This window comes from Sphingomonas panacisoli (assembly GCF_007859635.1).
GTDB lineage: Bacteria > Pseudomonadota > Alphaproteobacteria > Sphingomonadales > Sphingomonadaceae > Sphingomonas > Sphingomonas panacisoli.
Genome location: NZ_CP042306.1, coordinates 686276 through 708589, shown reverse-complemented (window position 1 = coordinate 708589; position 22314 = coordinate 686276). Strand labels below are relative to the sequence as shown.

Genomic DNA, 22314 nt, shown 5'->3' with positions numbered 1-22314 from the left:
CAAAAAATGTTGTGCAGCGCAGCGAAGAGAGGCACACTTGCTATCGTGTCGGATCAACGGCCCGTCGGCTTTCAGCCGATCAAAGAGGCAAAACCGGCACGTGCAGGCGGGGACGAACGCTTTTTCCGGTTTGAAAGGAATGAAATGCGCTTCTCCCACATCAGCCTCGGCGTGCTCGCGCTCGCCCTCGCTACACCCGCATTCGCGGATCCTACACCCGCCGGTCCGGCGGACCCAGCGGCACCGGTTCCGGCCGAACCAGCCCCGGCGGCGGTCGCGGACGATACCGCACCACCACCGGCAATCACCGTCAGCGGCGGCGCGACTTTAGTCTCCGACTATCGCTTCCGCGGCATTTCACAGACCAATCTGCAGCCTGCGATCCAAGGTTCGATCACGGTAACCCACGCGTCGGGCTTCTACGCGACGGTGTGGAGTTCCTCGACCTCCGGCTACGTGACCTTTTCCGGCACGGGCAGCCAGGAAATCGACCTGATCGCTGGGTACAAGAAGACGACCGGCGGGTTCACGCTCGACGCCGGCGTTCTCTACTACCTCTACCCGCGCAGCCGCCCGGCCGGCGACCGTAGCAGCGCAAACTTCTTCGAACCCTATGCCGACGTCGCCTATACGATCGGCCCGGTCACCGCGAAGGTCACCGTCAATTACGCGCCGAGCCAGAAGGCGCTGGCGCTCGATCAGGGCCAAAGCGGGCTGCTAAAGAAGAACGACAACGTATATCTCGCGGGCGATCTCAGCGCGTCGATCCCCAACACGCCGCTCGGCCTGTCGGCGCATCTCGGCCATACCTGGGGCCCAAGCTGGCTGTCGCTCGGCAACGAATATACCGATTGGGGCCTGGGCGCCACGGCGACGTGGAAGAACCTGACGCTGGGCGTCAGCTACGTCGATACCAGCGGCGTGTTCCTGCTCGCCAACGGCAAGAACGCCGCGCGCAGCGGCGTCGTGGTGTCGCTCGGCGCCAGCTTCTGACGACGTGGGCGGGGCGGTCGATCGCCCCGCCCGTCGCATAAATCCGCGCCGCGACATGATGTGATATTGTAACGTCACGCCAATGCGCCTAGATGCACCGCATGGCCGCGACGATTCGCCATACTCTGTCATCGCACCTGCCCCGCATCGACCGTTATGCGATGGGCCTGTCGGGGCTGTGCGCAGTGCATTGCTTGGCGAGCGCGGTGCTGGTGGCGCTGGCGTCGACGGCGGGCGGCATGCTGCTCAACCCGATCTTCCACGAAGTCGGCCTGACGATCGCGATCGTGCTCGGTGCGGTCGCCTTGGGCCGCGGCATCTTCGAACATGGCTATATGGCGCCCGCGGTGACGGGTTCGTTCGGCCTCGGCATCATGGCCGGCGCGATGAGCTTGCCGCACGGGAACGGCGGCGAGACGTTCTGGACCTTGATCGGCGTCGCGATCCTGGCGCTGGGACATGACCTGAACCGGCGCGCCGCCAACTAAGCCTGCTTGTTACCGGGGCCGGTAGCGCCTAAATTGCCGGGATGGCCGCGCACGCACATCATCATCACCACAGCGAACCGGCGGGCGCCGATCTCGCCGCCGCCGCGCAAGCGACGCTCGAGAAATCGGGCGAGCAATGGACGACGATGCGCGCGAGTATCTTCGATGCGCTGGCGAAGTTCGACAAACCGGCGAGCGCCTACGACATCGCCGACGCGGTTTCGAAAAGCGAAGGCCGCCGCGTCGCCGCCAACAGCGTCTACCGCATCCTGGATCTGTTCGTGGCGGCGAACCTTGCGCGGCGCGTCGAAAGCTCAAACGCGTACGTCGCGAACGCGCACCCGGACTGCCTGCACGATTGCATCTTCCTGGTGTGCGACAGCTGCGGCCAGACTGTGCACCTCGACGACGACAAGATCGCCGACAACGTCCGCCACGCCGCCGAGGCCGCGGGTTTCTCGCCTGTCCGCCCGGTGATCGAAGTGCGCGGCAAGTGCGCGGACTGCGACTAGGTTATTTCGGCACGTCGCTGGGGGTAGCGACCGGCGTCGGCTGACTACCGACCACAGGAGGCACCGGGGCGGACGTATTCGCCGCGGCGGGTGGGTCGGCCGGCTCGTCCGGAATCGTCGCGACGAAGCGCGGCGCGGAAACCTTGGGCGCGTAATAGTCGCGCCACGCATCGACGCCCGTGAAGAAATCGATGAACGGCTGGTCGAGCCGTACCAAGGCGGCGCGTGCGAATGCCGGCAGGTCGGCATCGGCGATCGTACTGACTTTCGCTATTTCGGCACGCGCGGCGGCGCAAAATGCAACGCGGATCGGCGATTGGCTGTAGAAATTATAGAGCCGGGTCTGCTGGTTCTCATACGCGTCGCGCCAGTCGCTCCAGCCGGTCACTTCCCATTCGTGTAAATATTGATTGGCATAGGCGGCCAGCCCGTCGCGATGTCCACGCAGCCAAACATTGTACCCATCCACAACCCCGCCGCCGGCCTGATCGCAGCCCAAGGCCGCAACGTTCAGTGCGCCGCGCAGGTGCCAGACCGCGGCGGCGTTGGTCATGTCGAAATTGGGCGTGACGTAGCTGCCGTCGGCGCGCTGGTCGGCGGTGTCGATCTCAGGATAGCCACCCAACGGCATGACCGGCGGTGGCGCTTTAGGCGGCGCGATGGTGGCGACGACGCGCGGCGGCGGGGTCGGCTGGCTGCACCCGGCTAGGCCCATCGCCAGCCCCGTTCCCCCCAGCATCAACACGGTCCGCAGCGTCATCGTCGTTTTATCTCCCGCCCCAAAGCTATGCACACGACAAAGCCCGCCGACGCGAACGCGGCAAGGGGACCGAGATGAAACGTGAAAGGGCCGAGATCGTTGCACGGCCGGTCGATCAATCAGCCGGTCAGCGTCTTGCCCATCTTGACGCCCGGCACCGGCACGCCGCCGTCGCTCATCTTCTCGACGCGTTCGATCGGTTCGTACCCGCACGCCAGATACAGCGGCTCGCCCGCCAGCGTGGCCATCAGTTCGGCGCGGCAAAACCCTGCCGCCGTAGCGGACGCCTCGTTCGCCGCGAGCACCATCCGCCCGATCCCGCGCCGCACATAATCGGGATCGGTGTACATCGCCCTGATCCGCGCCGCGTCCTTGGCCGGATCGAGCGGTGCGGCATTGCGCAGCGCTGGGTTATGGTCGCCGCCGTACAACGTCGCGCGCCAGCTCCATCCGCCGCACCCGACGATCCGCCCCGCCTCCTCGACCACGACATAGGTGCCGTCGGCGATCAGTTGCGTGTCGAGCCCCATACTGTTCCGGCTCGCAGCAATCTCCGTATCACTGAGATAGGCGCGCTGCAGTTCGGCGATCGCGCGATCCATCAGTGCCGCGATCGCCGGAATGTCCTCGGCCGTCGCGATCCGCGTCGCGAAGCTCATTTCCCGTCGAGCATCGCCACGGTCGCGGTGGCGGGCGGCACATTGGCCATGCCCGCCGCGACGCGCTCGGCCGCCTCCATCACGCGCAGCACGTTGCCGCCCGCCAGCTTGGCGATCATCTCGTCGGTCCAGCCTCGCCGCATCAGTTCGGCGAGCAGCGCCGGATAAGTATCGACCCCGTCCAGTCCCTCGGGCAGGTCGCCCCCGGTGCCGTCGAGGTCGCCGCCCAACCCGACGTGATCGATCCCGGCCACCTTCACGATCCATTCGATATGGTCCGCGACTTGGCTCAGCGTGACCACCGGACGCGGATGCTGGCGCTCCCACTCGGCCATCGCCGCCTTGGCGCGGTCAGGCTGGCCGATATAGAGCCCGCCATAAGGCGGCGCGTTATAGCGGCCGCGTTCGGCATTGCGATCGGCGTCCCAGCGGCGTCGCGCTTCGGACACGTACCCCGGCGCATAGTTGACCATCACCACCCCGCCGTTCGCGGCGACCAGCTTGAGCACCTTGTCCGACACGTTGCGCGGGCTGTCATCGACCCCGCGCGCCGACGAATGCGAGAAGATCACCGGCGCTTTCGACACGCGGATCGCATCGATCATCGTGTCCTCGCTGACATGGCTGAGATCGACCAGCATGCCGAGCCGGTTGAGTTCGCGCACCACCGCTTCGCCGAACTTGGTCAGGCCGCCATGCTGGGGATTGTCGGTGGCCGAATCGGCCCAGTCGATCGTCTTCGAATGCGTCAGCGTCAGGTACGACGCGCCGAGCGCACGATAGGCGCGCAGCACCGCGAAGCTGCCGTCGATCTGCCCCCCGCCCTCGACCCCGAACATGCTGGCGATCTTGCCCTGGGCATGGATGCGGCGGACGTCCGCGGCGGTCGTCGCCTGGGCGAAGACGTTGGGATAGCGGCGGAAGATGTCCTTCATCAGCGCGATCTGTTCGAGCGTCGCTTCGACCTGCTGCGGTCCGGGCAAATTCGCCGAGACATAGACCGACCAGAACTGCCCGCCGACCCGGCCGGCACGGAGCCGCGTGATATCGGTGTTGTATTGCTTGGGGTCGAGCTTGGTCAGGTCCATCGTCCAGCGCGCATCGCCGGCCTTGTCGACCAAGGTTTCCGCCCAGTCGTTATGCCCGTCGATTAGCGGCGTCTTCGCGAGCACCGCGGCGACGCGCGATTGGTAAGAGGGGGCGGCACTGACGAGCAGCGGCGCGGCGAGGAGCAAGGCAAGGGTTGTGCGCATCGGGGCAGCCTATCGGAGCCCTTCGCGCGGTCAAGCGGGCGCGGGTTCCTCGACCGGCAACACCTTGTCCGGTTGCGTCGTCATCCTGCGACACACGACTTCGAACGCGTCACCCTCGATGCGAATCTCGTTGAACGAGGGCGGGTCGGCGCGCGTGCGTTCGGACAGAGTTCCCGCGCCGATCATACGCATGACATGCCCCTCGACCTTGTGCTCGATATCGAAAGCGTCGTGGACATGGCCGGTCAGCACCGCGTCCGCTCCCGCTGCGGCCAAAGCAGCGATCGCTTCCGCGCCGCGATGCGTCTGCGCGGACGCCTTGGTGTGCGGTTCGATCAGCGGGTGATGCGCGGCGATGAAGATCAGGCGATCCTTCGGCGCTTCGGCGATCAGCGCCAGCGTCTTCGCCAGCGCCTTGCGACTGACATAGCCCTTCGACCAGTTCCACCGCCACTGCGCGCGCCGTGTCGTGACCAGCGGGACGATCGTGACGCCCGGCAAGTCGAGCGGCTGCTCGATGATCCGCTCGACGACATGATAACGGTGATAGGGACGGAAGATCCGGTCGATCATGTTCCAATAGGGCAGATCGTGGTTGCCGACCTCCAGCGTGACCGGCCGTCCCAGCCCCTTCAGCCAATCGAGCCCTGCTTCGAATTCGCTGCTTCTCGCGCGCATCGTCAGGTCGCCGGTCATCACCACCGCGTCAGGCTGTTCGGCGGCGACCAGCGCATCGAACCATGCCACCGCTACCTTGTCCTCGCGCCCGAAATGGACGTCACTGACGTGGAACAGGCGGATCATGCCGCTTCCCGCGTGGCGATGAACTGCTCGCGCGTCAGTCCTGCCCGGATCACCGTCGCGGGGTCGAGCATCACCGGCTCGCCGTCGAACAAGGCGAGCACCGGGCGGCGCTCGGCGATGGTCAGGCGGGGCGTCTCGATCTCGGTCACGGCATGAGCGGCAACCCAGTCGCCGGTGATCAGGTTCCACCCGAGGTTGGCGATCGAGCGGAAATCACGCGCGTCGATCGCCATCACCGCCAGCCCGTCGCCGCGCGGCTGGACATAGGCAGCCTGCGCTTGCGACGGGAAGCCGGGCGCGCCGGCCAGCCGCACGCCCTTGCCGAACGTCCGCCGCCATGCCGTCCGGACTGCAGGCCAGAGGTCGGCGAGCTTGCGGTCGCGGATATGCTCGCGGGCGCGATACCAGTTCGCTGCGGGACCGACGATCATTCCGACCAAGGCGCGATGCCGGCCCGCCTCGACGAACGGCAACGCGACGCGGCGGTCCCGCTCATGCGCCGCGACGACGATCGCCGCCGGATCGGCGTCGCCGTGGAGCGACTTGGCGAGCATGTTCATGGTGCCGCCGGGCAAGACGAGAATCGCGCCGTCCCAATCCGCGAGCGCACACACCGCAGCGTTGATCGTGCCGTCCCCGGCAAACAACACGACGGTGTCAGCCTTTGCCTTGGCCAAGGCGCCCGGCGTCGGCAATTCATCGTTGGGGAAATCCGTCCGCCCCGCCAGCGTCAGCCCGCGCTCGGCGAACGTCGCCAGGATCGCCTCGGCCTTTGCCGCATCCGACGATCCCGAATGCGGGTTGGTGATGAACCACACTCGTTCCATGCCCGTGCCAACGCACGCGCCGCGGCTTCGATCAATCGGGGACGTCCATCATCACGTGCGTGCCGGTTTTGTCGCTGTCGGTGGTCAGCGTGCCGCCGGCCTGATGCGCGAACGCTTCGATCAGCCGCTGACCGAGCCCGCCGTCCTTGCGCGCGGGCTGCGGGCCCGGCGGCAGGCCGACCCCATCGTCGGCCACGGTCAAGCGCCAGCCGCCCTCCGGCCGCCGCTTCCACGACACGTTGATCGCGCCGCGCTCGCGCCCGCCGAAGGCGTGCTTGGCGGCGTTGGTCACGAGTTCGTTGACGATCAACCCGATGGAGACGGCGTGATCGCGCTGGATCGGCGCGGAATCGATGTCGCAATCGAGCGTCACGCCGCCGCGCAGTAGTAGGGCGTCGGACAGCGTCGCGCAGAGATCTTCGAGATAGTCCTTGGTATTGACCTCGCTGCCACGGCCGTCGCGATACAGGTGGCGATGCGCGCGCGCGATACTATCGACGCGCATCATCGCAGCGCTCAATGCCTCGCCGGCAGGGGTATCCCCGGCGCGGCGGCGCTGGATGTCGAGCATGCTCGCGACGATCGCGAAATTGTTCTTCACGCGATGCTCGAACTCGGCGAGCATCAGGTCGCGATCGTCGATTTGTCGGTCGCGCTCTGCCGATGCTTGGCGCACGGCACGCCGAAACACCTCCGCCAGGATGATCGTGATCAAGGCGGCGACGGAGATCGCGAACAGCGTCATCGACGGCGCGACCGCGCTCGTGGGGTTGGGCAGATAGATGTAGTAGAACGAATAGGTGATCGAGATAGCCGCGGTCAGCAGGCCCGCTTGCCACCGCGCGAACAAAGTCGCGACCATGATCATCGGCAGCAGCAACACGAATACCGCAGAGCCGGGCGCGATCACGTTGATCAGGATGCGCAGCAATCCGCCGGCACCGACGCACAGCAACGCAGCGCCGATCTGGGTCAGCCAGCGCGGGAGCGCCGGATACAACCGATCCGGCAGGTCGAGTTCGCCGATACGTGCCACCGCGACACTTGGCATTGTTCCGCCTCCGACTGTCAACCCGATCCGGACCTAATTTAATCCCGATCAATCAGAAAGGTAGCCCGCGACTCGACCGCCCGGCAAGGTCGGTGATATACTGCCATGCGACGCGGCCCGAGCGCCCGCCGCGCCGTGTCGCCCAGCCGATCGCTTCGTCGGGGTCGAACGCCAGATCGAACCGCGCGGCATAAGCGCGAACGATCGCGAGATAGCCGTCCTGATCGAGCACGTGGAAACCCAGGCTGAGCCCGAACCGATCGGCCAGCGCGAGATGATCGTCGACACTGTCGCGCGGATTGATCGCGCTTTCCTGCTCGGCGATGTCGCGCGGGATCAAGTGGCGGCGGTTGGATGTCACCACCAAGCGCGCGTTGGCGGGCCGCGCCTCCGCCCCGCCCTGCAATAGCGAGCGGAGCGACCGGGCGTCGGCCGCGGCATCGAAGCCGATATCGTCAAGGAACAGGATGTAGGCGTGCGACAGGCCGTCGATGCGGTCGAACAGCGCGCGCAGCCCGCCCATCTGCGCGACCTCGACCAAGGCGATCGCGGCGCCCTCACCCTGGATCGCGGCCACCGCGCTCTTCACCAGCGCCGATTTGCCCGAGCCCCGCGCCCCCCACAGCAATACGTCCTGCGCGGCATGCCCCGCCGCGAGCCGCCGGAAATCCTCGACCAGCGCCGCCTTCTGCGCGTCGATCCCGAAGAGCAAGTCGAGCGGCAACGGATCGAACGCGCGCGCTGCGGCGAGACCGCCGTCACGCCATACGTAAGCCGGATGCGCCAGCGGATCGGCATCGGCGGGCGCCGGCGGGGCGATCCGCTCCAGCGCGGCGGCGATGCGGTCGAGCGGATCGGTCATCCCGCCCGCGTTACACTCAGCCCAGCGTCTTGAGCAACGCCTGCGCCGGCGCGCGCTCGGCGAACGACGGATCGCCCAGCGCCAGCGCGATCTGCGCCTTGGCCTCGGCATTGCGGCCGAGATCGGCATAGGCCTGCGCCAGATGCCAGCGGATGCCGGCTTGACGCGGCGCGAGCAGCGCCGCCTTCTCGAGCAGATCCTTCGCCTTGTCGCTGTCCCCGGCCGCGTAGAACGCCCAGCCGTACGCGTCGGTCGCCGCCGGGCTCATCGGCGCGATTTCGTAAGCCGCCGCACCGTAATCGAGCGCGTCGTCGACATTCTGCGCGCCGATATTGGCGTAGGCCAGTTCCGCGAGCAGCCCGACGTCGCGCGATCCGACCCGCGAGCGCAAATCCTCGAGCGTGCCGATCGCACCGTCCCAATCGCCCGCCGCGATCTGCCAATGCGCCGCGAGGCGCAGCGCGGGGATGTTTTCCGGATGCTGGCCGAGGAACAGCGCGAGGACGCGCGACGCCTCCGGACGGCGCCCGGCATTGTCGAGCGCATCGACCGCGCGCAGCATCGTCGCCTCGTCGAACTTGATGTCGGCGGCGCGACGATAGGCGTCGGCCGCCTCGCCGTAGCGGCTCATCGTCATCAGCGTATCGCCGACCAAAAGGTGCGCAGCCGGCGCTCCTGGGCTCGCCGCGGCGAGTGCCTTGGCGCGGTCGAGCGCGTTGCTCGCCTGCCCCGCATCGATCAGCCCGCGGATCATCCCGACCATCGCCACCGGATTGCCCGGGTCGTTGGCGGCCGCGTTCGCCAGCACCGCGAGCCCGTCGTCGCTGCCGAACGGCGTCGCGCCGGCCGTCGCCGGCCACGCTGCGCGGTCAAGGTATTTCGCCGCCCAATCGCGCTCGCCATTCGCTTCGAACGCACGCCCGACCAGCGCCAGCGTGTAGCTATCGGCGTCGCCGCGCAACGCCACCGGCCGCAGCACGTCGAGCGCGCCCTTGGCATCGCCCGAGCGCAGCAGCGCCGCGCCGAGCAGCCGCCGCGCGGTCACGTTCATCGGCTGACGCCCGACCAGCTCGCGCCACTTGTCGATCGCCTGTTCGTATGCGCCCGCCTGATAATCGAGCGTCCCGCCGAGCAGCAGCCCGCCGGGCAGATCGTCGACCGCCCCGCCGGTCCGCTGCATCAGGCCGCGCGCGAGATCGTAATTCTGCGCGCGCGCCGCGAGCACGGCCTGCAGGTACAGCGCCTGCGGGTTGCCGGGCTGCGCCGCCAGCGCCTTGCGCGTCGCATCGAGCATGTCGTTGTAGCGACCCATATCGCCGAGCGTTGCGGCATATTCGATCAGCGCGGGATAGTAATAGGCGTCGCGTTTCAACGCCCCTTCGAACCACGGCAGCGCCGCACCGAGGCCGTATTGCTCGCGCATCAACTCGCCGCGCAGCGTCAGCGCTTCGAGATTGTTCGGATCGAGCGCAACCGCGCGCTGCGCGTTGGCGGCAGCGCCCGCCACATCGCCGGTATTGTAGCGGATCCGTGCGAGGTCGGACCAACCGTACGAATTGCCCGGATCGGCATTCAGCAACTCGCCGAGCAACGCGATCGCGTCGGGCGATTTGTTCTGCAACGCCAGCGCCTTCGCCGTCACGCGCGCGGCATAGCCGCCGAACCGCGGATCGGCCTTCGCCGCCTCGGCCAGCGCGCGCTTGGCGTCGCCCTGTAATAGCCAGGCTTGGGCGAGCATCTGATGCCCGCGCGTCATGTTGAACCCGTTGGCAGCGGCGCGGCCGAGTTCGGCCTCCGCCCCAATCCCGTCGCCGAGCGCGAGATACGTCCGCGCGAGCATCGCGTGCGCCAGACCCCATTTCGGATCGGCCTTGATCGCCTTTTCCGCATAGGAGCGCGCGGCGTTGAAGTTGCCGTCGGTCAACAGACCCAGGCTCAGCACGAGGTCGTGCTTGGCGATCGCGCCGTCGGCCTGCGCGGGCGTGGCGACGCTCATCGCGACACCGGTCAGCGCGATGGCCCCGAGCGCGGTGGTGGCGAACATCTTCATCGGGCTGATCCTAGGCATGGAGGTCGTAGCTCTTGAGCAGATCATAGAGCGTCGGGCGGCTGATCCCGAGCAGTTTGGCGGTGTTCGAAATGTTGCCCTCGGCCCGCGCCAGCGCGTGGCGGATCGCCTTGCGGTCGGCGGTTTCGCGCACCGACTTCAGATTGATCGGCTCGGGCTCGTCCTTGCCGCCCAGGTCGAGATCGGCGGCGGTGACGTGCTTGCCGTCGGCCATGATCACCGCACGCTTCATGCGGTTTTCGAGTTCGCGGACGTTGCCCGGCCACCCCCAGCCGTCGATCGCCGCCAACGCATCGGGCGACAGGCCGACGACCGGTCGGTTCATCGTCTTGGCGTAGAGATGCAGGAAATGCTTCGCCAACAGCGTGGCGTCGCCCGCGCGTTCGGCCAGGCTCGGGATACGCACGATGATCTCGGCGAGGCGGTAATAGAGGTCTTCGCGGAAACTCCCGCTCGCGACCATCGCATCGACGTCCTGATGCGTCGCACAGACGATGCGGACATCGACCGGGATCGCCTTGCGCCCGCCGATCCGCTCGATCACCCGCTCCTGCAGGAAGCGCAGCAATTTGACCTGGAGCGGCAGCGGCACGTCGCCGATCTCGTCGAGGAACAGCGTGCCACCATCGGCCTGCTCGATCTTGCCCTCGGTCGTCTTGACCGCGCCGGTGAACGCACCCTTTTCGTGGCCGAACAATTCGCTTTCGAGCAGGGTTTCAGGGATCGCCGCGCAGTTGATTGCGACGAACTCGCCCTTTCGCCCGCTCGCGTTGTGAAGGCCCCGCGCGAGAACTTCCTTGCCCGTGCCGCTCGCGCCTAGCAGCATCACCGACACGTCGGCCGACGCGACGCGCTCGATCATGCTCGTGACCTTGAGCATTTCGGGCGCGGCGGTGATCAACCCGCCGAGTGCCGCCGCGGGCGACGCCGCCAACCGGCGATTCTCCGCCTCCAACGCATGCACGTGGAATGCGCGCGCGACGATCAGGCCCAGTGCGTCGATATCGATCGGTTTCTGGTAGAAATCCCACGCCCCCTCGCCGATCGCCCGCAACGCGCTTTCGCGCGCGCCGTGGCCGGAGGCGACGATGACCTTGGTGTCGGGCTTCAGCCGCAGGATCTCGGCGAGCGTCGCGAATCCTTCGCTTACGCCGTCCGGATCGGGCGGCAGACCGAGGTCGAGCGTCACCACCGCCGGTTCCTCGGCACGCACCGCGTCGATCGCTTCGCGACGGTCGCCGGCGACGATCACCTCATAGCCTTCATAGGCCCAGCGCAGCTGGCGCTGCAGTCCGGCATCGTCCTCGACGATCAGCAGTTTCGGCTTGGTCATGCAGCACGTTCCATGTGTTGCGGCGCCAGCGTCGCCGGCAGGCCGATCGTGAATTTGGTGCCCTCGCCCTCGCGGCTCACGACGTCGAGCGTGCCGCCCATCGCCTGGATGACCTGGCGTGCTTCGAACGCGCCGATCCCGAAGCCGCCATGCTTGGTCGATACGAACGGGCGGAACAGGTGATCGCGGACGAACGCGGCGTTCATGCCGGTACCGCGATCGGCGACCTCGATCGAGGAACGCCCGACCGTGACGGTCACGGGTTCGCCGTCCGTGCTCGCCTCGACCGCGTTCTGGATCAAGTGACCCAGTGCCTGTTCGAGGCGACCGGCATCTGCCACTGCGAGCGCGTCGCGGGTACCGGAGACGATCACCGGATAGCTACCCCCGCGCGCCTTCGCGACGCGCTGCGCAAGCGGCATCAGTTCGATCGCTTGCGGGTCGTCGGCGCGGCCCGAATGATGCTGCGACAGCCGCGCGAGCAGGTCGTTCATCTTGCCCGCCGAATCCTGCAACGTCGCGATCATGTCGGCGCGGAAATCGGGATTGTCGGCGTGGCGCTCGGCATTCCGCGCGACCAGCGTCAGCTGGCTGACCAGGTTTTTCACGTCGTGCAGGATGAAGGCGAAGCGGCGATTGAATTCGTCGAACCGGCGCGCATCGGCGAGTTGTTCGTGTGCGCGCGCTTCGGCCAGATAGCTCGCCACCTGACGCCCGGCGATGCGGAGCAGGTCGAAATCCTCCCAGTCGAGGCTGCGGTCGATCGGCGGCCGGGAGAGCAGAATCGCGCCGATCAGCGCGTTGACATGGACCAGCGGCACCACCGCCCAAGCGGCGTGATGGTCGAGCATCCATTGCGGCACAGCAGCAAGTTCCTCGCGTGTCGCGTGACCGGCGCGGACGGTATCCAGTTCGACGATGTGCGCGCCGTCGGCAAGGAAGCGCGCCAGTGCGTCGCCCGCGACGCTCGCCGGTGGCTCGCCCGGCCATTGCCACCCCGCGCCGAGCGACAGCGTTTGGCCGTCCGCCACGAGCAGCAGCCCAGCCGGCGAGTCCGTCAAATCGGCGACCGCCTTGACGATGCGCTCCTCCAGCGGCGGTGCGCTTTCGCCGGGCGTGCCGAGCGTTTCGGTGAACCGCACCCATTCGGCGCGATAGTCGTAGCGGTGGCGAAACAGATGCTTCGCGACCATCACGCGCAGCCACGCCTTGACCGTGGGCGACGACAATAGGGTCAGCAACGCGGCGGCCGATCCGAACACGAACGCGGTCTGCGCCAGCCGCGCATAGCCGCCGCCGAACGTCTGGATCGCGCTGATCACCAGCACCGTCGCCATCGCGTAGATCGTCAGCGCGACCAGCGTCAGCGACTGCCACGTGACGGTCCGCGAAATGTGCAGCGTCCAGTCGCCGTTGCGATGCACCGCGATCGCCAGCATCGGCACGATCGCCGCCATGACGATCCCCCGCGCCGCGATCAGCGTCTGCGGCCAATCGGCGCCGAGATACGCGACCGTGTAGAGCAGGAGGTCGCCGAGCCACATCGTCGCCAACGCGACCACCGCCATGCGGATGCCGCCGCGCGCGGCGGGCGCGACGAGCGAATAGAGGTGATTGACCAGCACCAGCGCGCCGACCGCGACCATCATGCGGAGCAGTACGCGCACCGCGGTGACGGCGCCAATCAGCTCCGGGCCGACCGACGGCTGAAACAGCGCCAGGCCGATGCCCGCGACCGCGACCAGCGCGACCACGCCGTAGATCGTCGTGACGGCACGGTCGCGCCGCGCGGTGTCGCGGCGCAGCAGCGCGAACATGAAGCCAAGCCAGCCGAGGTTGCGCAGCGACTCCGCGACCCACGTCACCATATCGCCGCTGCCGATCCCGGCCATCGCCAGCGACCATATCGCGGTCAGGCCAAGTGCGATCAGGAACGCCGTCCGCGGCACGCTGACTGCCCCGCCGCGCACTTGCGACAGCGCGAGCGTCGCGAACAGCAACGCCGCCAGTGCATGTCCCCACAGAATGACCGCCGCGGCGACCATGCTACCGCGCGCCTTCCGGCCAGATCACCACGCGGATCGTCTGAAGGATGATTAGAAGGTCGAGGAAAGGCGAATAATTCTTGGCATAGTAGAGATCGTATTCAAGCTTCTGCCGTGCATCCTCGATCGACGCCCCATACGGATAATTGATCTGCGCCCACCCCGTGATCCCCGGCTTCACCATGTGGCGTTCGGCATAATAGTTGAGCTGCTGCTCCAGATCCTCGACGAATTGCGGGCGTTCGGGGCGCGGGCCGACGAAGCTCATCTCGCCCTTCAGCACCGACCAGCATTGCGGCAGTTCGTCGATCCGCACCTTGCGGATGAAGCGGCCGATGCGGGTGATGCGGGGGTCGTCCCTTTCTGCCCAGACGGCCTTGCCGCCCACCTCGGCATCCTGTCGCATCGAACGCAATTTGATGCAGTCGAATCCGACGCCGTAGAGCCCGACGCGGCGCTGACGATAGAAGGCCGGCCCCTTGCTCTCCAGCTTGATCGCGATTGCGGTGAGGATGATGACCGGCGCGACGAGGACGAGCAGCAGCGCGCTCGCGAAGATATCGAACAGGCGCTTGAAAACCCCCGACAGCATCCGTCCGGACGAGAAACCGTCGGAAAAGATCAGCCAGCTGGGGTTGACGCTCTGCAGATCGACGCGGCCGGTTTCGCGCTCGAGGAAGGTCGAGATTTCGTTGACGTGGACGCCCGTCGTCTTGATCCGCAGCAAGTCCTTGAGCGGCAGCGCGTTGCGCCGTTCCTCCAGCGCAAGCACCACTTCGCTCGCGTTGAGCAACACGACATGGTCGGCCAGATTGTAGATCGCGTCGCGCGCAATGGCTTCAGGGATGACTCGGTTGGTCTCGCTCATCGACAGATAGCCGACGACGACGAACGCCGATCCGGGTTGCGCCGCCAGTGCCTTGAGCCGCGCCGCTCGCGGCCCCGCGCCCATCACGACGACGCGGCGCTTGAACACATGGCTGCCCAGCATTTTGCCGAGCAGAACGCGCAAGCCGACCAACGTCGGTACCGACAGCGCCATCGCGTAGAGTAGGTTGGACCGCCAGAAGCTCATCGCCGGGGAAATGAAGAACACCACCGACAGGAAGATCACACCAAGCGAAATCGCAACGAGGATCCGTGCGGTCGCGCGCCTCAGCGACTGGAGCGAATCCGCACCGTATACGCCCACCGCGACCATCGCGGTCTCCAGCGCAGCGGCATAGACCAGCAATTGCGGCAACCGCTCGCGGATCGGCTCGACCACGCTGCCGAGCTGATGCAGGCGAAACGCATAGCCGACCTCCATCGCCGCGATCAGCAGCGCGAAGTCGAGAAACCCCAGAAATAGAACGGCATGCGGCACGTAGTGCTTGAACAGCCTGATCATCGTCGTCGCCTCGTGCGACCAGGCCGGCGTGTAAGGATTTCCGACAGGTCTCAAGCGCGTGTCGCAGAAATTGACAAACGAACGGTGAATGTCGGCGCGCCGGCAACAACTGCGCGCCCCGCGAGTTTGGCAAATCCGGGGAACGCCCTAGATACATCGAAGCAAGAACAAGGACTCGTGCATGACCGCGCCGACAACGATCACTCCTGTCATTCTATCGGGAGGATCCGGTACGCGATTGTGGCCGATGTCGACGCCGGAAAAGCCCAAGCAGTTGCTCGCGCTGACCGCCGATGAGACGATGCTGCAACTGACCGCACAGCGCGCGGCGGGCGAGACGTTCGGGCCCCCGATCGTGGTCGCGAACGCGCGTCACGCCGACGAGATCGAGGCGCAACTGGCCGGCGTGGGGTTGATTGAGCACAAGCTCATTCTGGAACCCGTCGCGCGCAACACCGCGCCCGCGATCGCTCTTGCGGCACTGGCGGCGGATGAAGATGCGGTACTGCTGGTGATGCCGTCCGATCACGTCATCGCCGATACGCCGGCCTTCCACGCCGCGATCGACGCCGCGCTACCGATGGTCGAGCAGGGTTGGCTGGTGACGTTCGGAATCGAGCCGCACGCGCCGGAAACGGGCTATGGCTGGATTCATGTCGGCGAGGCGATCGGCCCGCGCGTCCATCGTGTCGCGCGATTCGTGGAGAAGCCGCCGCGCGATCGCGCCGAGGCGATGCTGGCGGCGGGCGACCACGTCTGGAATGGTGGCATCTTCCTGTTCCGTGCCGATGCTTTTCTGGGCGCGCTTTCGGTTCACGCGCCCGACATGCTTCACGCGGCGCAACAGGCGCTGCTGAAGGGTGAAACGCAGGGTATGCGCCTGCATCCCGACCAGGACGCTTTCGCGGCCTCGCCGTCGGAGTCGGTCGACTATGCGGTGATGGAAAAAGCCGAGCGCGTCGCTGTGGTGCCGGTCAGCATGGGATGGAGCGACCTCGGTAGCTGGGACGCGCTGCACGAACTGAGCGCCTGCGATGCAAACGGCAACGCCTGCAAGGGCGATGTCGTGGCGGTCGAGACCGAGAATTGCCTGGTTCAGGCCGATGGCGTTCGTGTGGCGTTGGTCGGCGTGACCGACCTGATCGTCGTCGCCAATGGAAAAGATGTGCTGGTGATGCCGCGCGGGCGCAGCCAGGAGGTCAAGAAGCTGATCGAGGCGATGAAAGACTAGCGGCAAACCGGAGGCGGCGCCGGCGTGGTCGGCGCGATGATCGTGATGCCGTCGAGTTTTTGCACGCGGGCCGCCACAATCCTCGGGACCTTGCCGTCGAGCAGCACGTATAGTCGCGTGGGATCGAGCCGCCCGGCGGCGAAATCCGCCGTATCGACATCGATCCGCGCCCGCGTCGCGGCGCTTTCGCGCGAGGCGTAGGTGAAGCGCACCGGGCGGCAGGCATCTACCGTACGCCACGTAATTTCTTCCATGAGTTGTAGATCGATGAACGGTCGTGCCGGTTCGAATTCGACCGAACTCGAGCGCGCGACCAGCGCGGCCCAGCGCGGATCGAGCGTGCGATGATAGACGGTGCGGTCTGCGGCCTTCGCGCTGGTCGATCGCACCGCGGCGAACATCGGTGTGAGGTCGATGACCTGCACCGCCAGCGCGACGGCGAGGATCATCGTCGCGCGCGGCAATCGTATCACGGTGACGATGGCGGCGAACGCCAGCGTATAGGTCAACGGCCACGCGAGGCGGCCAGCCGCGCGGATCGGATCGAGCAGGTTGGTCAGCAGCGGCCCGAGGTGCAGCGTGAACAACGGGGCACCGCGCCACATCGGCTGCGGTCCGATCGCCGCAATCGCTATGACGATAAAGGCCGGCAGCAGCCAAAGCAGCCGACCCGTTCCCGAGGCGTCGCGTCGAAACACCCATCCGTAAACTGCGATAGCGACCAAGAGCAGCATTCCGGCTCCCAGATACTGCAGCCCTTCGAACCCGCGGCCGTGATCCTCCGCCGACGACGGGATCAGCGCCGTGTAGCCAGGGTTGGCCGGGTTCCACCACGCGTCGAGCGCCATCGGGAACGCGCCATACGTCCCGGTCGAGCCGAACGGCCCGGCGAAGATACCGTGCCACCACAGGATAGCGACGATGACCGCCGCTACCGCTCCCGCCCCCGCCAGAACGCGCACCCGATCGGGGCCGCGTACCATCAGGCAAAGGATCGCGCTCCCCCAGAACGCAGCGACCATCAACAGCAGGTACGTATGGATCAGCGCCGCGACGCCGAGCACCGCGAACCACTGGCCCGGCCGCCGCGCACGTTCTTCATCGACGAATACGTACAACGCCCACAGCACGAGCCACTGCGCGCACAGGCTGGCATGGCCGTAGCGATTGAACAGCATCGGCATCGCCGCGAGCAGCACGGTGCCGATGAACGCCGCAAGATGGTCCGGCGCGTACGGGCGGACTAATCGCCACGCGAAGAATACCTGGAGCGCCACGCACAGCAGGTACCATGGCCCCAGAAACTGCCATCCCGCAGGCACGCCGAGCGGTTTCAGGATCAGGCCGATCAACGGAATGCTGTCGGTGAACAGCAGCGGCAGGCCGCCGGGTGCCATCAGCAACGGTTCGTGCAATGACGGCCAGGGCCCACCCGCGCGCAGATAGGCCGACAGCCCGATCGCGCTTTGCCCGCGATCCTCGCCGGTCAGCAGCCAGCCGACGTTGCGCGGGTCGAGCACCGCCCAGTGCATCCACGCACCGAACAGCGCCAGCGCCAGCGCGGCCAGCATCGCCGCTGTCGTGAAGGTCGAACGCATCACCGCCTTATTACCGTTGCGCACGGAAATAAGGTTAACGGCACGGCGTCAGCCGATCAGCGCCTCGACCTGATCGAGCGTCGACTTGAACGCCGCGACCACCGCCTGATACGGCGCCGCCGACGCCATATCGAGCCCGGCCCGCTTGAGGATGTCGTAAGGATAGTCGGACCCGCCCGCCTTCAGTACGCTCAGATAATTGTCGCGCTCCTTCGCGCCGCCCTTCAGCACCGACTGCGCGAAATAGGACGCGGCCGACACGCACGTCGCATACTGATAGACGTAGAAGCTGTTGTAAAAGTGCGGGATGTACGCCCATTCCGACGCATAGGTGTCGGACACCGCGACCTTCGGGCCGTGATAGCGCTTCAGCAGGTCGAGATAGATCGCGCTGAACTTCTCGCCCGACAGTCCCTCGCCCGCTTCCGCCTTGTCGTGCACGGCGAGTTCGAATTCGGCGAACATCGATTGGCGGTAAAAGGTGCCGCGGATGCTTTCGAGTTGCTGGCCGAGGTAGAAGATCTTCTCCTGCTTGGTTTTGGCGTTGGCGACCATGTACGCCGCGAGCAGCACTTCGTTGCAGGTCGACGCGATCTCCGCGGTGAAGATCGGATAGTCGAACTTCTCGTACACCTGATACTTCTTGGCGAGCAGCGTGTGCATCGCATGGCCCCATTCGTGAGCGTATGTCGTCACTCCCGAATAGTTTTCGCCCAAATTGAGCAGCAGATACGGGTGCACGTCGTACGCCGCGCCGGGGTTCATGTACGCGCCCGATTTCTTGCCGGGGCGCGGCAGTGGGTCCATCCACTTGCCCGCGGTCGCCTTCGCGAAGATGTCGGCATATTCTGGGCCGAGCGGCTTGACCGCCGACTGCGTGATCCCGCGCATCTCCGCCACGGTCACCTTCTTGTCGAGCGCGACGAGCGGTGGATAGATGTCGTAATACGCCATGTCGGGCAGGCCGAGCATCTTGCGGCGCAGTTCGAAATAGCGGTGCAGCTGCGGCAGGCCGTTATTGGCTTCGGCGACCAGCGAGCGATAGACCGCCTCGGGGATGTTGTTGCCCGACAACGCGGCTGCGAGCGACGTCGGATACTTGCGCGCTTTCTTGCGAAAGATGTCGGCCTTGACGTGGCTGAGGTACGCGGCGCCGAGCGAGTTCTGGAACTTGCCGTATTCGGCCCAGAACGTGTCGAACACCAGCTTGCGGTCGGCGCGATTGGGCGCGTCGCGGTTGAGCGTGTAGGCCTGGTCGTCGAGCCGCACTTGCTTGCCGGTCGATAGCGTGACCGTCGGCCAGGGGATGTCCGAGGCGACGAGCTGCTCGCGGATGTCGCTCGACCCGGCGAACGGCGCGCCGACCCCGGCGAGCAGATTTTCGCTTTCGGGGCTCAGCGTATGGTCGGCCTGGCGCAGCGTGTCGGCCAGCGCGAAGTCGAACCGCTTCTTGAGCGTGTCGTTCGATGCGATGAAGCCGTCGATCTTGGCCTTGCCGACCGACAACAGCTCGGGGCTCGCCCACGACACCGCTTCGCCGAACGCGGTGTAGAGGTCGATCGCCTGTGCCTGCTTTTCCTGATTGGCGGACACGCGAAGGTCGGCGTCTGCCTTCAGGCTGGCATAGGTGTAGATGCGGCTGATCGTGCGGTTGAGGTCGGACTGCGCGACCATGAACGCGGCAAGCGTGTCGGCGCTCTCGCCCAATTTGCCCTTGTATTTCGCGAGGCTCGGCACGTCCGCCAACGCCTTCTTGCGCGCATCGTCCCACGCCGCGTCGGTCGGGTAGAGGTCGGTCAGGTCCCATTGCGCGCCGCCCGCGTCCTGCGCCCAGGCGGGCAGCGTGGCGACGATCCCGGCGAGCGCGGTCGCGGCCAGGGCTTCACGGCGGGAAAGTGCAGGCATGGGATACTCCGAGAGAGATTGCGTGGCGGCACTGTGTCGCGGCGCCGCGCGAAAGGGAAGCGTGTTTTGTGCGGGCAAGGCACCGGTGGGCGGATGCAAAGAAGGGCCGGTGGATCGCTCCGCCGGCCCTTCTTTTGCCTGAACGGGCGCGGGCAAAGCCCGCGCTGCCGTCGGTCGGGACTTCGGCCGAGGGCCGAAGCCCGCCGTCCGATCCGACACGAGTCCCGGGCCAAGCTCGCTTGGCCCGGGCCGTGTGCGGATTAGAAGTCCATGCCGCCCATGCCGCCCATGCCGCCGCCGCCCATCGGCATCGCCGGCTTGTCCTCGGGGACTTCCGACACCGCCGCTTCGGTGGTGATCAGCAGGCCGGCGACCGAAGCCGCGTTCTGCAGCGCGGTGCGGACGACCTTGGTCGGGTCGATCACGCCGGCCGCGACGAGGTTCTCGTACTTCTCGGTCTGCGCGTTGAAGCCCAGGGTCACGTCGTCGCCCTCGAGCAGCTTGCCCGACACCACCGCGCCGTCATGGCCGGCGTTGCTGGCGATCTGGCGAACCAGCGCGGTCAGCGCCTTGCGGACGATGTCGATACCGCGGGTCTGGTCGTCGTTCTGGCCGTTGATGCCGGCCAGCGCTTTCGTCGCGTACAGCAGCGCCGTGCCGCCGCCCGGAACGATGCCTTCCTCGACCGCGGCGCGAGTCGCGTGCAGGGCGTCGTCGACGCGATCCTTGCGCTCCTTCACCTCGACCTCCGACGCGCCGCCGACCTTGATCACGGCAACGCCGCCAGCGAGCTTGGCGAGACGCTCCTGGAGCTTCTCGCGGTCGTAATCGCTGGTGGTGTTCTCGATCTGGCCACGGATCGCTTCGGTGCGGCCCTTGATCGCATCGGCATCACCGGCACCATCGACGATGGTGGTGTTGTCCTTGTCGATCGACACGCGCTTGGCGGTGCCGAGCATGCCGACGGTCACGCTCTCCAGCTTGATGCCCAGGTCTTCCGAGATCATCTCGCCCTTGGTCAGGATCGCGATGTCCTCGAGCATCGCCTTGCGGCGATCGCCGAAGCCCGGCGCCTTGACCGCAGCGACCTTCAGACCACCGCGCAGCTTGTTCACGACGAGCGTGGCCAGCGCCTCGCCCTCGATGTCTTCGGCGATGATCAGCAGCGGACGGCCCGACTGGACGACCGCTTCCAGGATCGGGAGCATCGCCTGCAGGTTCGACAGCTTCTTTTCGTGGATCAGGATGTAAGGATCCTGAAGCTCGACGGTCATCTTTTCCGGGTTGGTGATGAAGTACGGCGACAGGTAGCCGCGGTCGAACTGCATGCCCTCGACGACGTCGAGCTCGAATTCGAGGCCCTTCGCTTCCTCGACGGTGATCACGCCTTCCTTGCCGACCTTTTCCATCGCTTCGGCGATCTTCTCGCCGACGACGGTGTCGCCGTTGGCCGAAATGATGCCGACCTGGGCGATCTCATGGCTGCCCGAGACGGGCTTCGAGCGCGCCTTGAGGTCCGCGGTCACCTTCTCGACCGCGAGGTCGATGCCGCGCTTCAGGTCCATCGGATTCATGCCGGCGGCGACCGACTTCATGCCTTCGCGGACGATCGCCTGGGCGAGCACGGTCGCGGTGGTGGTGCCGTCACCGGCATTGTCGTTGGTGCGCGAGGCGACTTCGCGCAGCATCTGCGCGCCCATGTTCTCGAACTTGTCCTTGAGCTCGATTTCCTTGGCGACGGTGACGCCATCCTTGGTGATGCGCGGCGCGCCGTAGCTCTTTTCGATCACGACGTTGCGGCCCTTCGGCCCCAGCGTGACCTTCACTGCGTCGGCGAGGATATCGACGCCACGCAGGATGCGCTCACGCGCGTCGCGGCTGAATTTTACGTCCTTGGCTGCCATGATGGCTACCCTTTCAAATCTCTAAGTTGACACGAAGTTGACACTGGCGCGGTTGTTCGCACCGGCATGAAAAGTCAGGTTAGCCGACGATCCCCAGGATGTCGGATTCCTTCATGATCAGCAGGTCTTCGCCGTTCAGCTTGACCTCGGTACCCGACCATTTGCCGAACAGAATCTTGTCGCCCGCCTTCACGTCGAGCGGCGTGACCTTGCCGGTCTCGTCCTTGGTGCCGGCGCCGGCAGCGATCACTTCGCCTTCCTGCGGCTTTTCCTTGGCGGTGTCGGGGATGATGATCCCGCCCGCGGTCTTTTCGTCGGCCTCGATACGGCGGACGAGAACGCGGTCGTGCAACGGCCGAAAGTTCATGGATTTTGTCCCTTTGCTTGCAGACAGAATGGAGTTTGGCACTCCCGTAAGTGGAGTGCCAACACAGCGCATATGTGGTTCGCGGGTCGCATCGTCAACGGGGAGCGCCGAATCTTTCGCGATATTTGCCTAACTCGTTGTAAATTATCCGAAATGGATCGAATCGCCCCAGCTTTTCCGGGGGTCGCGATGGTGAACGGGCGCTTGACGCTCTTTCACCCGGAACCCGCCGATCCCGTCGAAAATTATCCCGCAATGTCAGGC

General features: G+C 66.2%; 19 protein-coding genes. 4 read left to right on the top strand and 15 right to left on the bottom strand.

All coding sequences use genetic code 11. The features are described from left to right. The first annotated feature begins 144 nt into the window (after positions 1-144). From FPZ24_RS03595 to FPZ24_RS03585, 3 genes are all read left to right on the top strand, one after another. Positions 145-993 (top strand): TorF family putative porin, encoded by an 849-nt coding sequence (locus FPZ24_RS03595; RefSeq protein WP_146569755.1) that lies wholly within the window; start codon positions 145-147, stop codon positions 991-993. 101 nt (positions 994-1094) lie between these two features. After that, positions 1095-1481, top strand: coding sequence for a MerC domain-containing protein (locus tag FPZ24_RS03590; RefSeq protein ID WP_146569754.1), 387 nt, complete (start codon positions 1095-1097; stop codon positions 1479-1481). 41 nt (positions 1482-1522) lie between these two features. Then, positions 1523-1993 carry a Fur family transcriptional regulator gene (locus FPZ24_RS03585; protein ID WP_146569753.1) on the top strand — a complete coding sequence of 157 codons (471 nt, stop codon included), beginning with the start codon at positions 1523-1525 and terminating at the stop codon, positions 1991-1993. A gap of 1 nt (position 1994) precedes the next feature. Here FPZ24_RS03585 and FPZ24_RS18010 read toward each other — a convergent pair whose 3' ends face one another. From FPZ24_RS18010 to FPZ24_RS03530, 11 genes are all read right to left on the bottom strand, one after another. Then, a complete protein-coding gene (locus FPZ24_RS18010; RefSeq protein WP_186729032.1) occupies positions 1995-2753 on the bottom strand; it encodes a hypothetical protein in 759 nt (252 codons plus the stop codon). Positions 2754-2872: 119 nt separating this feature from the next. Further along, complete coding sequence (locus tag FPZ24_RS03575) at positions 2873-3412, bottom strand: GNAT family N-acetyltransferase (protein WP_146569752.1); 540 nt, start codon at positions 3410-3412, stop codon at positions 2873-2875. Next, complete coding sequence (locus FPZ24_RS03570) at positions 3409-4665, bottom strand: dipeptidase (RefSeq protein WP_146569751.1); 1257 nt, start codon at positions 4663-4665, stop codon at positions 3409-3411. Before FPZ24_RS03570 ends, FPZ24_RS03575 begins: the two co-directional genes overlap by 4 nt. Before the next feature lie 30 nt (positions 4666-4695). Further along, positions 4696-5469 carry a metallophosphoesterase family protein gene (locus tag FPZ24_RS03565; RefSeq protein WP_146569750.1) on the bottom strand — a complete coding sequence of 258 codons (774 nt, stop codon included), beginning with the start codon at positions 5467-5469 and terminating at the stop codon, positions 4696-4698. After that, positions 5466-6296, bottom strand: coding sequence for a diacylglycerol/lipid kinase family protein (locus FPZ24_RS03560; protein WP_146569749.1), 831 nt, complete (start codon positions 6294-6296; stop codon positions 5466-5468). Before FPZ24_RS03560 ends, FPZ24_RS03565 begins: the two co-directional genes overlap by 4 nt. A 31-nt stretch (positions 6297-6327) precedes the next feature. After that, positions 6328-7347, bottom strand: coding sequence for a sensor histidine kinase (locus FPZ24_RS03555; protein WP_146569748.1), 1020 nt, complete (start codon positions 7345-7347; stop codon positions 6328-6330). A gap of 52 nt (positions 7348-7399) precedes the next feature. Next, the gene (locus tag FPZ24_RS03550) at positions 7400-8209 is read right to left on the bottom strand and encodes an ATP-binding protein (protein WP_146569747.1); all 810 of its coding nucleotides are present in this window, start codon (positions 8207-8209) and stop codon (positions 7400-7402) included. Positions 8210-8225: 16 nt separating this feature from the next. Next, the gene (locus FPZ24_RS03545; RefSeq protein ID WP_146569746.1) at positions 8226-10259 is read right to left on the bottom strand and encodes a tetratricopeptide repeat protein; all 2034 of its coding nucleotides are present in this window, start codon (positions 10257-10259) and stop codon (positions 8226-8228) included. Between the two features lie 10 nt (positions 10260-10269). Then, positions 10270-11610 carry a PEP-CTERM-box response regulator transcription factor gene (prsR, locus tag FPZ24_RS03540; protein ID WP_146569745.1) on the bottom strand — a complete coding sequence of 447 codons (1341 nt, stop codon included), beginning with the start codon at positions 11608-11610 and terminating at the stop codon, positions 10270-10272. Continuing rightward, entirely contained in the window at positions 11607-13655 is a 2049-nt protein-coding gene (gene prsK / locus FPZ24_RS03535; RefSeq protein ID WP_146569744.1) for an XrtA/PEP-CTERM system histidine kinase PrsK, read from the bottom strand. The genes prsR and prsK overlap by 4 nt, the downstream gene beginning before the upstream one ends. 1 nt (position 13656) lies before the next feature. Further along, a complete protein-coding gene (locus FPZ24_RS03530) occupies positions 13657-15045 on the bottom strand; it encodes a TIGR03013 family XrtA/PEP-CTERM system glycosyltransferase (protein ID WP_146569743.1) in 1389 nt (462 codons plus the stop codon). A gap of 247 nt (positions 15046-15292) precedes the next feature. Between FPZ24_RS03530 and FPZ24_RS03525 the strand changes: the two genes are divergently transcribed. Continuing rightward, complete coding sequence (locus FPZ24_RS03525; protein ID WP_240047678.1) at positions 15293-16276, top strand: mannose-1-phosphate guanylyltransferase; 984 nt, start codon at positions 15293-15295, stop codon at positions 16274-16276. Here the strand turns inward: FPZ24_RS03525 and FPZ24_RS03520 are convergent. The 4 genes from FPZ24_RS03520 to groES all read right to left on the bottom strand — a co-directional run bounded on the left by FPZ24_RS03520 (position 16273) and on the right by groES (position 22050). Further along, a complete protein-coding gene (locus tag FPZ24_RS03520) occupies positions 16273-17874 on the bottom strand; it encodes a DUF6311 domain-containing protein (protein ID WP_146569741.1) in 1602 nt (533 codons plus the stop codon). The genes FPZ24_RS03525 and FPZ24_RS03520 overlap by 4 nt on opposite strands. 48 nt (positions 17875-17922) lie before the next feature. Next, positions 17923-19779 carry an oligoendopeptidase F gene (gene pepF / locus FPZ24_RS03515; RefSeq protein WP_146569740.1) on the bottom strand — a complete coding sequence of 619 codons (1857 nt, stop codon included), beginning with the start codon at positions 19777-19779 and terminating at the stop codon, positions 17923-17925. A gap of 260 nt (positions 19780-20039) precedes the next feature. Then, positions 20040-21683 carry a chaperonin GroEL gene (groL, locus tag FPZ24_RS03510; RefSeq protein ID WP_146569739.1) on the bottom strand — a complete coding sequence of 548 codons (1644 nt, stop codon included), beginning with the start codon at positions 21681-21683 and terminating at the stop codon, positions 20040-20042. Positions 21684-21762: 79 nt separating this feature from the next. After that, positions 21763-22050: a co-chaperone GroES gene (gene groES, locus FPZ24_RS03505; protein WP_146569738.1), complete on the bottom strand. Its 288-nt coding sequence runs from the start codon at positions 22048-22050 to the stop codon at positions 21763-21765. Between the last annotated feature and the right edge of the window lie 264 nt (positions 22051-22314).

Bases quoted from the DNA above. Each gene is read 5' to 3' on its own strand.
- FPZ24_RS03555 (WP_146569748.1), bottom strand. From the start codon at position 7,347: ATGCCAAGTGTCGCGGTGGCACGTATCGGCGAACTCGACCTGCCGGAT.
- FPZ24_RS03565 (WP_146569750.1), bottom strand. From the start codon at position 5,469: ATGATCCGCCTGTTCCACGTCAGTGACGTCCATTTCGGGCGCGAGGAC.
- FPZ24_RS03520 (WP_146569741.1), bottom strand. From the start codon at position 17,874: ATGCGTTCGACCTTCACGACAGCGGCGATGCTGGCCGCGCTGGCGCTG.
- pepF (WP_146569740.1), bottom strand. From the start codon at position 19,779: ATGCCTGCACTTTCCCGCCGTGAAGCCCTGGCCGCGACCGCGCTCGCC.
- groL (WP_146569739.1), bottom strand. From the start codon at position 21,683: ATGGCAGCCAAGGACGTAAAATTCAGCCGCGACGCGCGTGAGCGCATC.
- FPZ24_RS03585 (WP_146569753.1), top strand. From the start codon at position 1,523: ATGGCCGCGCACGCACATCATCATCACCACAGCGAACCGGCGGGCGCC.
- FPZ24_RS03550 (WP_146569747.1), bottom strand. From the start codon at position 8,209: ATGACCGATCCGCTCGACCGCATCGCCGCCGCGCTGGAGCGGATCGCC.
- FPZ24_RS03575 (WP_146569752.1), bottom strand. From the start codon at position 3,412: ATGAGCTTCGCGACGCGGATCGCGACGGCCGAGGACATTCCGGCGATC.
- FPZ24_RS18010 (WP_186729032.1), bottom strand. From the start codon at position 2,753: ATGACGCTGCGGACCGTGTTGATGCTGGGGGGAACGGGGCTGGCGATG.
- FPZ24_RS03525 (WP_240047678.1), top strand. From the start codon at position 15,293: ATGTCGACGCCGGAAAAGCCCAAGCAGTTGCTCGCGCTGACCGCCGAT.
- FPZ24_RS03595 (WP_146569755.1), top strand. From the start codon at position 145: ATGCGCTTCTCCCACATCAGCCTCGGCGTGCTCGCGCTCGCCCTCGCT.
- FPZ24_RS03590 (WP_146569754.1), top strand. From the start codon at position 1,095: ATGGCCGCGACGATTCGCCATACTCTGTCATCGCACCTGCCCCGCATC.
- FPZ24_RS03530 (WP_146569743.1), bottom strand. From the start codon at position 15,045: ATGATCAGGCTGTTCAAGCACTACGTGCCGCATGCCGTTCTATTTCTG.
- groES (WP_146569738.1), bottom strand. From the start codon at position 22,050: ATGAACTTTCGGCCGTTGCACGACCGCGTTCTCGTCCGCCGTATCGAG.
- FPZ24_RS03545 (WP_146569746.1), bottom strand. From the start codon at position 10,259: ATGAAGATGTTCGCCACCACCGCGCTCGGGGCCATCGCGCTGACCGGT.
- prsK (WP_146569744.1), bottom strand. From the start codon at position 13,655: ATGGTCGCCGCGGCGGTCATTCTGTGGGGACATGCACTGGCGGCGTTG.
- prsR (WP_146569745.1), bottom strand. From the start codon at position 11,610: ATGACCAAGCCGAAACTGCTGATCGTCGAGGACGATGCCGGACTGCAG.
- FPZ24_RS03560 (WP_146569749.1), bottom strand. From the start codon at position 6,296: ATGGAACGAGTGTGGTTCATCACCAACCCGCATTCGGGATCGTCGGAT.
- FPZ24_RS03570 (WP_146569751.1), bottom strand. From the start codon at position 4,665: ATGCGCACAACCCTTGCCTTGCTCCTCGCCGCGCCGCTGCTCGTCAGT.